Source organism: Streptomyces sp. NBC_00190 (assembly GCF_036203305.1).
Lineage (GTDB): Bacteria > Actinomycetota > Actinomycetes > Streptomycetales > Streptomycetaceae > Streptomyces.
On the sequence record NZ_CP108131.1, the window covers coordinates 5,952,041 to 5,964,097 of the forward strand.

General features: G+C 71.6%; 7 protein-coding genes. 6 read left to right on the top strand and 1 reads right to left on the bottom strand.

Annotated features, from left to right (window positions below):
• Positions 1-203 precede the first annotated feature (203 nt).
• Positions 204-713, bottom strand: a complete 510-nt coding sequence (locus OG429_RS28555; protein ID WP_328928101.1) for a hypothetical protein — start codon at positions 711-713, stop codon at positions 204-206.
• A gap of 2,121 nt (positions 714-2,834) precedes the next feature.
• Between OG429_RS28555 and OG429_RS28560 the strand changes: the two genes are divergently transcribed.
• The 6 genes from OG429_RS28560 (at position 2,835) to OG429_RS28585 (ending at position 12,017) form a co-directional block, all read left to right on the top strand.
• Positions 2,835-3,317 carry a hypothetical protein gene (locus OG429_RS28560; protein ID WP_328928102.1) on the top strand — a complete coding sequence of 161 codons (483 nt, stop codon included), beginning with the start codon at positions 2,835-2,837 and terminating at the stop codon, positions 3,315-3,317.
• The gene (locus OG429_RS28565) at positions 3,314-3,616 is read left to right on the top strand and encodes a hypothetical protein (protein ID WP_328928103.1); all 303 of its coding nucleotides are present in this window, start codon (positions 3,314-3,316) and stop codon (positions 3,614-3,616) included. Before OG429_RS28560 ends, OG429_RS28565 begins: the two co-directional genes overlap by 4 nt.
• A gap of 202 nt (positions 3,617-3,818) precedes the next feature.
• Positions 3,819-5,381, top strand: coding sequence for a TIGR02677 family protein (locus OG429_RS28570; RefSeq protein ID WP_328930458.1), 1,563 nt, complete (start codon positions 3,819-3,821; stop codon positions 5,379-5,381).
• Positions 5,381-6,628 (top strand): TIGR02678 family protein, encoded by a 1,248-nt coding sequence (locus OG429_RS28575; protein ID WP_328928104.1) that lies wholly within the window; start codon positions 5,381-5,383, stop codon positions 6,626-6,628. Before OG429_RS28570 ends, OG429_RS28575 begins: the two co-directional genes overlap by 1 nt.
• Positions 6,625-10,785, top strand: a complete 4,161-nt coding sequence (locus tag OG429_RS28580; protein ID WP_328928105.1) for a TIGR02680 family protein — start codon at positions 6,625-6,627, stop codon at positions 10,783-10,785. Before OG429_RS28575 ends, OG429_RS28580 begins: the two co-directional genes overlap by 4 nt.
• Positions 10,782-12,017: a TIGR02679 family protein gene (locus OG429_RS28585; protein WP_328928106.1), complete on the top strand. Its 1,236-nt coding sequence runs from the start codon at positions 10,782-10,784 to the stop codon at positions 12,015-12,017. Before OG429_RS28580 ends, OG429_RS28585 begins: the two co-directional genes overlap by 4 nt.
• Positions 12,018-12,057: the final 40 nt, after the last annotated feature.

A 12,057-nucleotide genomic window follows, 5' to 3' on the forward strand; every position in this document is an offset into this window, starting at 1 on the left:
GCCAATGCGCCTATGTGAGGCAGAAGATCTCGCTACGCAGGCCACGTTGCAGAGGTACGGGGTGCGCGAGGCAGCACGTTTCTCAAATTGCTGATTGCCAGTTCGGGGGGCTCGGTGATGAGTTCCGGAGTGTGATGTCGATCGTCGGCGTCTGCGGTGCGTGCAACGCACTGCACGAGGCGCCTCGCTGTCCCGGGACTGGCCTATTCGTTGACGATTCCGGTGACGGCGCTGGAGCCGGGTCCGGCGGCCTCCGCGTCTCCGGTGTGCGCGACCTTCGACGGGCCGGGACGGCTACCGCCAGCGTTCCGGATTCCGGTGATCGCGCTGCTGCCGTCGCGGGCCGTCGCGTTGCCGGTGTCGATGGCCGTGTCGCCGACGGAGTCGGTGAGGGACTCAAGGAGCACGCGCAACTCTGCTGCCGCATTGGACTGTTCGATCCCCTCGAGGCGGTCCAGCAGGGCCTCGAACCGTCCGGCCCACAGCCCTTCCTGCCGCGCCCGCTCCGCGCCGGCATCGCCTGATGGCGGGGGCGTCAGGGCTTGCGCGGTGCGATCGAGTCGCACGAGCTCTGCCCTCACGCGCCCGGCGTCACCGCGGCCGACCAACTCCGAGGCACGACGCTGCGTCACGGGCCAGAACGCGGTACCAACGGCCCGGACCACTGCCCGTCCGCCTTCTGTCGCCAGTGCCGTCAGCTCTTCAAAAAGCATGCTCGCCCCCATTCGCGGCTGCACGCCGCAGGACAACCTCTCAGTCTCAATGTTCTCAGAGCTGGCCCCGCGAGGTCATGCTGACGATGCGGGACGCTCACCTCGCCAGGAAGCTGCCGGAGTACGAACACGTCATGTGCCTTCGCGGCTCCGCCCGGCTGTGGACCTTGCAGAGGGGCGGAGAACGAGATCCGCAGAGGGAATGGCACATGGGTGTGGCGCTGCTACGCAGTGATCAAGTACCAGGTACCTGCCCTGGGCTTGGATGGGCGGGCGTGCGAGTGCTCGGGCAAAGGGGGGATGAGAGAAGCGACGTTTCCGGGGGAAGCGCGGCGGTTCATCGCCATGACGCTCATTTGACGCGCGCGGCGTTCGAAAAGGCGCTCGGAGCGACTGCGTACCCTTGCTGACCTGCGGTTACGGCGGCCTGCTTTTCACACGACATCTTTTCGATGACCAGACTCGTCCCGTGGGTGACGATGCTGACTTCCTCCTGGCTGTGGTCCCATGGGATCCCTGTGTCGCTGACAGCAGGCCCTCTGCAGACCGCCCGTGAGCAGCGTGGACAGGTGTGGTCTTCTCCATAGTGAGGCCCGGGACGTCCAGGCGGCCGCGGTGCTGTTGGAGGTGATCCCTCGAATCTCACGAGCACCCTCGTGGCTCCCCAGGGGCGCCTGGGCCCAGTGCGAGTCAGCTGAGGCTGTCCTTCTCCCCTTCCGCCGCTAGCGGGCACCCCAGGAACGGACTGGGCGCGCCGTGCCAGCGATATCAACACTGTCCCGGGCCCTTTTGGCCGCCACGAACGGCAGGGACCGGGCGCGTTGCATCTCGTGGCGGAAGCGCACACTCGCCTGATCCGGACACCCTCTGACGGTCGCCTCAGGTGCGTGGGCCCCCGGTTCTGGGCCCTACACGTGTCGAACGTAAGATGCCCGTTTCCCGAGTCGGTGAACGGGCACGGGCTCGGCGCCCGTGTAGCCGTACCGTCCATCACCCCGGCCACGGCGACACTTGGATTGTGGATCACGGGGGTGTGACAAGCCGCCATGAACTGTCCGATGCCGAGTGGGAACTCGTGCAGCCGTTGCGGGCTGCCGGCGCATCCTCGTCGGCTTGCCCCAGCTCGATGTCGGAACTGCGGCCTCCTGCCCCGATCTCCATCAGGAAGCTTGCCTTTCGAGTGGGGCGCGCGGTTACTGCTGTTGTCCTCCGGTGACCTGTATTCGCGTCCGTTCCCTCGCAGGAGTGAATTCCTTCCGGCGTGACCGTCGCATCGTAGGCCGCTGTACCTTCGGACGCTGGGGAGAGGAGGGGGCTGATGCCGCGGAGGCGTTACGACCAACGGGTGCTCGTTCTGGTCGAGGTACGGCGTGGACAGTGTGACTGGGAACAGGCGGAGCGGGAGTTCGAGGGGCAGGACTGGCCGGTCGTCACGTCCTTCGTCCGTGGCGACGGAGCATCCACAGGCGTGCTCCGGGCAGATGCCTCGGCACGTCTGTACTCCGTCGAGGTGCGGTTTTTCGGAGCCCGCAACAGGCGCACCGCGCGGGCAGCCGCCTGGCGCGTGGAGCGGCTGGCACGGGCGACAGGTCTGGAGATGTACGCCCGGCGCTGCGAGCCGATGGACCGGGACAGGGAGCAGCTGACTGTCTGGTGGGGGCATGCCGTTGCCCATCGGCCCCCTCGTGTGCCCGTTCCGAGGCCGCGGACATCGGCGGCGAGGCTGGGCCGCGCAACCGAGGTGGCGCGTGCGCGTTTCGCGGAGAAGCGTGGATACCACGACACCGGCTTGGTGGTGACGGGTACCGCGTCGGAAGCCCGACGGCTCTCTCGCATGGACATGCACGGCGGATCCGACGCCGGGCCCGCCCTCGACGTACGGCCACTCTCCGGCCGGGAGCGCAGCCACATCGTGCCCCGCCGTGAGGGGGACTTCCACCGCAGGACGAACCGTCTCGTGGCCTGGCTGTTTGCCATGACCTTTTGCTCGGTGGTCGCCCGACAGCAGAGCGGTGCGCGGACGTGGGTATGGGCCGGCGCGGCGGTGCTGTGCCTTTTCATGGGAGCCCGGCTGGCGAGCCTCATGTTCGCTTTCGGGGGCCGTGCCCGGAGTATGCTGCGGTGGCCGCTTGGCTCCTTGCTGTCGCCTTTGGCGCGGGCACGGAGGGCGGACGAGGCTGGACCCCGAAACAGCTGTTGACGCTGTTCGCCGTTCTGGCGACGACCGGAGGCATCTGGCTCCTGGTGCGGCGGTGGACGTGGGGCGAGTGGATCGCCTGCGCGACACCTTTGGCTTTTGCGGTTGTCGTGTCCTTCGTGGTGAGCTCAGGGTCGGTGCTGCACGCGCTGTACGCGGACAGCCTCGAGCTGAAGCCTGAGGACCTCGACGTGCCCGCGCTCTGGCAAGCCACTTCGGCGGTGAAGCTGTTGAGCCTGTTGAGCTTCGCCCTGTTCGTCCCGGCTCTGTGGGGCATCGCGAAGCACGTGCATGCACCGTTCGTCAGCCCCGTCGAGAGGCTCGGCATCCCGCTCTACGTAGTCACCCAAGTGACGGTGGTGCTGCTGTGCGCAGTTGGGGCCCTGGAGTCGGCGGGGGATGGGTGAAGGACTTCCGTGCAGCCGCGGTACGGAAGGAGGAGCTGCCTTCCTACTTCGGGGTGGAGCCGGAGTGGACGTGCGTAGAGCCCACGGTCCTCGCGGCGAAACTCAGCAGCCGGGGTGGCGTCCTCCGTCCCGAGCGGCCCTACATCTCGTTCGGGGAGGCCGGAGGAACGGTGTCGCTGTGGGACGAGCCGGCCGGCAAGGCGCTGCAGATGCCGGCCGAGCAGGTACGCCTCGTCCCGGCCGCGGACGGCCGGGTCCGCTGCACCTTCTCGTATGAGAGCCTGCCGAAGGGCGACTGACCCGCATCGGTCGGCGAAGCCATCGTCGAGTGCCAAGGACAGCTGGTTCTCGACCACCTGCTGCCGAGGCCGGAACGCTCATCAGAGGAGGCTCCGCGCCGGCGCGGGCCGCGGAACCCGAACAGGACCGATGCGAATCGGCCAAGTACTTAAGTCCCTGCCGATCATGGACGTCGCTCCAGGAGGATGGCGGGCAATGGACATGACTTCTCCGCAGGCGGAGGGCCCGCCCGACGGGTACGGACCCTTCGCGCATCTCACCGCTCCGAACGTGCTGCTCTACCGGGCGGTGATGCGGGCCTTCCTCGTAGCCAAGGAGCGGTTCGCCGTGCATCTGCGGCCCGAGGACGTGCACGCGGGACTCGCCTCCGGGGCCCGGCCGACGGAACTCGACGCCGTGGTCAAGGCGCTCGACAGCCTCGTGGGGTGGGGGAACCTGCGGGCCGACCCGGACACCGGACGGGTCACCGCCGTCGAGGACTTCTACCGCAAGCGGTTCATCTACCAGCTCACGCGGGAGGGCGAGGCGGCGGAGGAGGCTCTGTCCGCGTACGACGAGGCGCTCGGGCGGCGGGGCGCGCTGCAGGCCGTCGCGCTGCACGACATCGTGACGCAGCTGCGCGCCCTGCTCGTGCTGGCGGCCGAGGAGGAGCCCGATCCGGCCAAGACGCATCTGGCGCTGGACGGGCTCGCGAGTCGTTTCGGTGCGCTCGCCGACAATGCGCGGGCCTTCATGGGCTCGCTCCAGCGGACCATCGACCTCCACGACGTGGGGGAGGAGGTCTTCCTCGCCTACAAGGACCAGCTCATCCAGTACCTGGAGCGGTTCATCCAGGACCTGATCACCCTCGGCGGGCGCATCGCCCGGCTGATCCTGGAGTTGGAGGAGGGCGGGAGCATCGAGCGGCTGTTGCGTGCCGCGGCCGCCCGTGAGGCGGCGGACGCCACCCCGCAGGAGGCGGCATACGCGGGGCAGGCCGCGTACGAGCGGTGGGCCGGCCGGTGGGCAGGTCTGGCGGCCTGGTTCCTCAGCCGGGACGGCCGGGAGTCGCAGGCCCGGCTGCTGCGCGGCCGGGCACTGGGCGCGATCCCGCAGCTGCTGGCCGTCGTACGGTCGCTGAACGAGCGGAGGGCCGGCCGTTCGGACCGCTCCGCCGACTTCCGTACCCTTGCGCGCTGGTTCGCCGAAGCGCCCGACGACGACGCCCGGCACCGGCTGTGGCGCACCGCCTTCGGGCTGTACCCGGCCCGGCACCTGACCGTGGACGCCGAGACGCTGGCCGCCCGCCAGGCCCGTCCCGAGCCCGCGGGAACCGGATGGGCCGATGCCGCGCCGCTGCGGATCAGCCCGCAGCTGCGCCGCACGGGAAGCTACGAGCGGCGCGGCAAACCCCGCAGGGTCAAGGACCGGCAGGAAGCGCGCCGACTGCTCGCCGAGACGGCCGCCAAGCAGGCCGCCGAGACGGCCGCCGCCCGGGCCCGGCTCGTCACCCACGGCATCACCAGGCTGTCCGGACTCGGCGAGCTCGACCCCCTCAGCTTCCGGCTCTTCCTCCAGCTCCTCGGCGACGCGCTGGCCACCTGGCGGCCCGGTATGACGCACACCGCGGCCACCAGCGGCGACGGCTCCATGGAGATCCGGCTCACCGCGCCGACCGACGGGTCCACGGCCGAGGTCCGCACACCGGACGGGAACTTCCGCGGCCCGGACCACGCCATCGAGATCGTCGACCTCACCGAAGCACAAGGAAGGGGCGGAGCGTGATGACGACCCCGCTCGCCGAAGTACTCGACGGGCAGCACGCCGCCGAGCGGCGCAAGGCCGCCCGTGCCCTGCTGAAGCAGCCCCTGCTGCTCGCGCACGGTGCGTACGCCGACGAGTTCCGCCTCGTCCGGCGGCACGCCTCCGAGCTGCGCGAGTGGTTCGACCGCAACACCGGCTGGTCCCTCCAGGTGGACGCCGAGACCGCCCGGCTGGGCAAGATCCCCGGTGTGCCGGACGACGCCACGCACCCGGCGCGCGAGGTCACCCGTAGCGGCGCTCCCTTCAGCCGCCGTCGGTACGTCCTGCTCTGCCTCGCCCTCGCCGCCCTCGAACGCGGTGAGGCGCAGATCGCGCTGGGCCGCCTCGCAGACCAGATCATGCTGGACGCCAAGGACCCCCAGCTGGCCGCGGCGGGCATCCAGTTCACCCTGGACCGCCGTGACGAGCGGCTCGACCTGGCCGCCGTCGTGCGGCTCCTGCTCCACCTCGGAGTCCTGCGGCGCGTCGCCGGAGACGAGGACGCGTACGTCAGTGGAGCCGGCGACGTCCTGTACGACGTCGAACGGCGGGTCCTCGCAGGTCTGCTCGCCACCCGCCGGGGACCCTCCACCGTCCGCGCCGAAACGCTGGATGCCCGGCTCGCCGAGCTCGCCGCGGAAACAGCCCTCGACAGCGACGAACTGCGCTTCCGCGCCATGCGCCGCTCGCTGACCCGGCGGCTGCTCGACGACCCCGTCCTCTACTACGACGAGCTGACCGACACCGAACTCGGCTACCTCACGCGTCAGCGCGGCTTCCTCACCGCCCGCATCAACGAACTGACCGGGCTGGTCGCCGAAGTGCGGGCCGAAGGCATCGCCATGGTCGACCCCGAGGACGACCTCACCGACGTCCGCATGCCGGAATCAGGGACCCGCGGCCACGTCACCCTCCTGCTCGCCGAGTACCTCGCGGCGGCCGGAGGCCTGATCGTACCCATGGCCGACCTTGAGCGCCGCGTTGTCGAACTGGCCGCCGAGCACAGCGGATTCTGGTCCAAATCGGCCCGTGAGCCGGGGGCCGAGGGCGACCTGGCCGAGCAGGCCGTCGCCCGGCTGGCCGCTCTCGGCCTGGTCGCCCGCACCGGTGACGGGGTCGTGCCGCGCCCGGCGCTCGCCCGCTACGCGGTCGGCGAGACCGTCGTACTCGAACCCCGTACAGTCGGCGCCGCGCAGGTGCCCGCGCAGCGAAAGGCGTACCTGCCTTGACCCCCCGTCCCGCACCCCCCGCCCCTGCGCGCCCCCGCTGGCAGCCCCTGCGGATCGGTCTCGTCGACCTCTTCCACTACGACGTGGAGGAGTTCCACTTCCGCGACGGTCGGCTGCTGCTCCGCGGGAACAACGGCACCGGCAAGTCCAAGGTGCTGGCCCTGACCCTGCCCTTCCTCCTCGACGGGGACCTCAGCGCCCGTCGAGTGGAACCGGACGGGGACGCCGGCAAGCGGATGGAGTGGAACCTCCTGCTCGGCGGTGAGCACCCGCACTCCGAACGCCTCGGCTACACCTGGGTCGAGTTCGGTCGCCGCGATGCGGTGAGCGGCGAGGAACAGTTCCGTACGCTCCTGTGCGGGCTCAAGGCCGTCAGCGGGCGCGGCATCGCCCGGCACTGGTGGGCGGTGACCGGGCAGCGGATCGACCACGGCCCGGCCGACGTACGCGCGGCCGGGGCACTGAGCCTGCTCGACGCCACCGGCACCGTCCTGTCGCGGGACCGGCTCATCGAGGCGGTCGCCGGGCAGGGGATGGTCTACGACCAGGCCAAGGCCTACCGCCGGGCCGTCGACGAGGCGCTGTTCGGCCTAGGGGAGCAGCGCTACGCAGCCCTCGTGGACCTGCTCGTCCAGCTGCGTCAGCCCCAGCTGTCCAAGCGTCCCAACGAGGCCGCCCTCTCCCGCGCCCTCACCGAGGCCCTCCCGCCGATGGACCAGGCCGTCATCGCGGATGTGGCCGAGGCCTTCCGCTCCCTGGACGAGGAGAAGGAGGAGCTACGGGCAGCCGGGGCCGCCGAACGAGCGGCCTCCGTGTTCCTCGACCACTACCGGCGCTACGCCCGCACGGCCTCCCGCCGTCGCGCCCGCCTCCCGCGCAGCGAACACTCGAAGTACGAGCAGCTGCTGCGCGACCTCGCCGAAGCGCAGGCCGGGAAGACCGCGGCGGAGGAGGACCGGGCGGCCGCGGAGGAGCGCGGCGCCGCACTCACCGAGACCCGGGCGAGGCTGGAGGCAGCCGACGCAGCCCTGCGCGAGGGCCCGGAGATGCGCAGTGCCCACGAACTGGAGCGGGCCGCACAGGCGTTGGACCAGGCGGAGAACGACTGCGCCCGCGCCCGCGACGACCGGGAGAAGGCCTCAATTCAGCACACCAAGGCGCTCGGCCGCCTCGGTGCCGCGGAGAACCGGCTCAGGGTCGCCCGGGAGCTGTCCGGGGACACGCTGCTCCGGGCCCGGGAGACGGCTGCGGCAGCCCGGCTGAACCTTCCCGAAGACGAGGGACAGGCGGTTGCCGACCTACGGGCCGCGGTGGCCGAAGCGACCGACCGCAGGCACCGCACCCTCACGCACGTCGAGGCGCTCGCCGACCAGGCCGAGGCGGCGGCGGCCGGGCGCCGGGCCGCCGTACTCCGGCTCGACGAGACGGAGACCGAGCTGGCGCACGCCGCCGAGGCCCTGGACACGGCCGAGGACACGGCGCAGGCCGCCGGACGGGCTCTGGTCGATGCCGTACGCGAGCACGCGGGCCGGTGCGGGGAGCTGGCGTACGCCGACCCGGCCGGACTTCTGGACGAGCTCCAGGAGTGGACCCGGCACCAGGACGGCCCCTACCCGGCGCGCCGCCGTGCCTCGGAAGCACACAGCGCCACCGCATCGGTACTCGCCGACCAAGCGGCGCAATCAGCGCAACACCGGGCCAGCCTGGCCACCCGGACCCGCGATGCCGAACAGGAACTCGCCGGGCTGGAGTCCGGCGGTCGGCGCGGGCCGCAGGACCCGTACACCCGGACTCCCGGCCTGCGGGACCAGGCGCCCGGTGCCCCCCTGTGGCGGCTGATCGACTTCCGGGAAGAGGTCACGGACCACGACCGCGCCGGGTTGGAAGCGGCGTTGGAGGCGTCCGGCCTGCTGGACGCGTGGGTGCGCCCCGACGGAGCGGGCCTCGCCGCAGACGGTTGTGACGTGCTCCTCGCCCCGAACACCGGACCGGTCGAGGGGCCATCGCTCGCCGACGTACTGCGCCCGGCCGTGGACCACGGCGACGCGCAGGCCGCACAGGTCGGAGTGGAGGCGGTGGGCCGGCTGCTGGAGGCGATCGGCCTCGGCGGGGCTTCCGGGGATACGGCACCGGCTGGCGATGTACTGGGCGCCGGCCCGGCGGGCACCGGGGCCACGGACGGCACCTGGGTCGCGCTGGACGGACGCCACCGCGTCGGCGTCCTCACCGGCCGGTGGGCCAAACCCGCCGCCGAGTACATCGGAGAGGGCGCCCGGGAAGCCGCGAGGCGGACCCTGATCGCTGCCCTGCGGGCTGAACTCTCCCTCCTCCGGCAGGAGTCGGCGGACGCCGACGCGCAGGCGCGGGCTCTGGCGACCCGTCGTCGTACGCTCGACACCGAGTTGGCGGCCGTGCCCGACGACGCGCCCCTGATCCGGGCGCACGCCGACGCCGCGGCTGCCGCCGACACTGAGCGCCGGATCCGGACCCGGCGCGACGAGCGGGCCGCCGAGGTGACGGCCGCAACCGAGCGGACCGAGTCGGCCACCGCCGAACTCCGTGAGACCGCAGCTGATCTGGGGCTGCCCCCGGACCGGCCGGCGCTGGCCGCCGTCCGGCAGGCCCTCGCCGAACTCGAGGTCGTCCTGGCCGGACTCTGGCCCGCACTCCGCGAGCGGAGCGAGGCGTCCCGGCAGACGGACGACGAACGCGAAGAGGCGGTCCGGGCAGGGGAGCGGACCGCCGAACTCGCCGTTCGCGCGGAGGATGCCGCCCGTGAGGCTGCGGCCGCGGACGAGCGGCTGGCCACGCTGCGTTCGACCGTCGGCGCCGCCGTCGCAGAGCTGGAGCGGCTGCTCGCGGAGACCGCAGGAGCCCTGCGCGGCTGCGCGGCCGACCAGCAGCGCGCCCAGGACCAGCACACGGAGGCGGACCGACGGGCCAGCCGGGCCGAGGGCCGCATCGAACAGCTGGAGAAGGCCGTCACCGAAGCCGCCGCTGCGCGCTCCGAGGCCATCGCCGCGCTCCAGCGCTTCACTGCCACAGGACTGATCGCCGTCGCACTTCCCGATCTCGCCGTACCGGCCGCGGACGACGGCCCGTGGGCGCCCACCCCGGCCATCGCCCTGGCCCGTGCCCTCGAATCGGAGCTGTCGACGACGGACGACTCGGACGGCGCCTGGGAACGTGTGCAGCGGCGTCTGAGCGAGGAGTTCAAAACCCTCCAGGACGCACTGTCGCGGCACGGCAACACCGCCTCGGCCCGCATGGTCGAGGACGGGATGATCGTCGACATCGTCTACCAGGGCCGTGAGCGAGCCGTACCCGAACTCGCCGAGGCACTGGCGGTCGAGGTCGGCGAACTCACCCGCATCCTCTCCGCACATGAGCGTGAGATCCTCGAAACCCACCTCATCACCGAGGTGGCCGGCACCCTCCAAGAGCTGATCGCAGCCGCCGAGCGGCAGGTGCTGGCCATGAACGCCGAGCTGGAGGAACGGCCCACTTCCACCGGTATGAGGCTGCGCCTGGTGTGGCGGCCCTCCCGCAAGGCCCCGGTCGGCCTTGCCCAGGCCCGTGGCCGCCTGCTCCAGACCGCTGATGCCTGGACGGCCGAGGACCGGGCCGCGGTCGGTGAGTTCCTGCAGGCTCAGATCGCCCGCCAGCAGACCGAGGACGCGGCGGGCAGCTGGCTGGAGCACCTCACCGCCGCCCTCGACTACCGCTCCTGGCACGAGTTCGCCGTTGAGCGCCAGCAGCACGGCCGCTGGGTACCCGCCACGGGACCCGCCTCCGGAGGCGAACGCGTCCTGGCCGTGTCCGTTCCCTTGTTCGCCGCCGCCTCCTCGCACTACGCGAGCGCGGGCAGCCCGTACGCGCCACGCCTGGTGACCCTGGACGAGGCGTTCGCGGGTGTGGACGACGACTCGCGTGCCAAGTGCCTCGGGCTCCTGCACGCCTTCGACCTGGATGTGGTCATGACCAGCGAGCGGGAGTGGGCCTGTTATCCGCAGGTGCCGGGCATCGCCATCGCCCAGCTCGCCCGAGTCGACGAGGTGGCCGCTGTCCTGGTCACCCGTTGGGAGTGGGACGGCACGGCCCGCACGCGCCGCGAGGACCCGGTGCGTCCGGCCGACCCGGAGCCCCTGTGGGCGTGAGCGGTCCGCCGGTGGACGAAGCGCGCCTGCGCCGGCTCCTCGGCGGCGCCGACCTGGCCTGGCTGGTGGAGCGGGCACGCCGACGGCTGGAGCGCGGACAGCCACTCACCGGAGCCGTCTCGCTGGCAACGCCGACCCCGGCCGAGCGGGCAGCGGCCGAAAGACTGCTGGGCCGGGCACCAGGTGCCGGGAGAGCGCTGACGGTCCGGCTCGACGCCGTGGACGCCGTACTGGTCAGATCGGGTATCAGCCCGGGAGGCCTGGAGGCTGCCGTGACGGTGCTCACTGGGCGGGTCTTCCTTCTCGGCGAGGTCCGCCGGAGCGAGGAACAGGCCTGGAGGGAGGCGTATGCGCCTCTCACCCTGCTGGCCGAAGACCTTCCGGTGCACGCCGCTTGGGCCGTTCGTGTTCGTGACGACGGCCTCGTGCGCCGTCTCGCCCGTACTCCCACCGCTGCCCGTCTGCTGTTGGAGCAGACCGTCCGCGTACTGCGGGAGCTGCCTGTCGAACCAGCGCGGTCGCTGTCGGTGTTCGCCGCGGACATTCTGGGGAGTGCCCACGCACTCGACGACGGCACGCCGGTGGCCACCCTGGCCCTCTCCGGTGCCCGCGCTCTAACCGGCCATCCCGAGGGAGCGGGAGCGGCCTGGCGGCGGGCCGCATGGGCTGCCGCGGGCCTGCTCCGGGACGACGTCTCCTCGACGGTGCTCACTCTCAACCTCCGCGGGACTGCGGCCCTGGACTGGATGGCCGACGTGGGTGAGCCGTGCGTCCTCACCCTCCGTCAGATCGCCCACCGTCCGCCGCGGACGGCACCGCCCGTGGTCCACATCTGTGAGAATCCTGCGGTCCTTTCGGCCGCGGCGGACAACCACGGACCGGATGCCCGACCGCTGGTCTGTGTCCAGGGCCAGCCGTCGGCCGCCGCCTTGACCCTCTTCGCCCGTCTGTACGAGCTCGGTACTGCTTTCCGCTACCACGGCGACTTCGACTGGGGCGGTCTACGCATCGCCACGACGTTGTTGGGGCACGTGCCCTGGCGGCCCTGGCGCTACACGGCCGACGACTACCGTGAGGCGGTCGAAGCTGCTGGACCTGATCTGCGCCCGCTGGACGGGAAACCGGCGCTGTCGCCATGGGACCCGGACCTGGCGCTCGCTCTGACCGAGCACGCCCTGCGTGTCGAGGAGGAGGCAGTTCTGGGTGTGCTGCTGACGGACCTCGCGGGGTGAAACGGTCGCGACACGTTCGGGTTCGCGACTCGAACCGGCC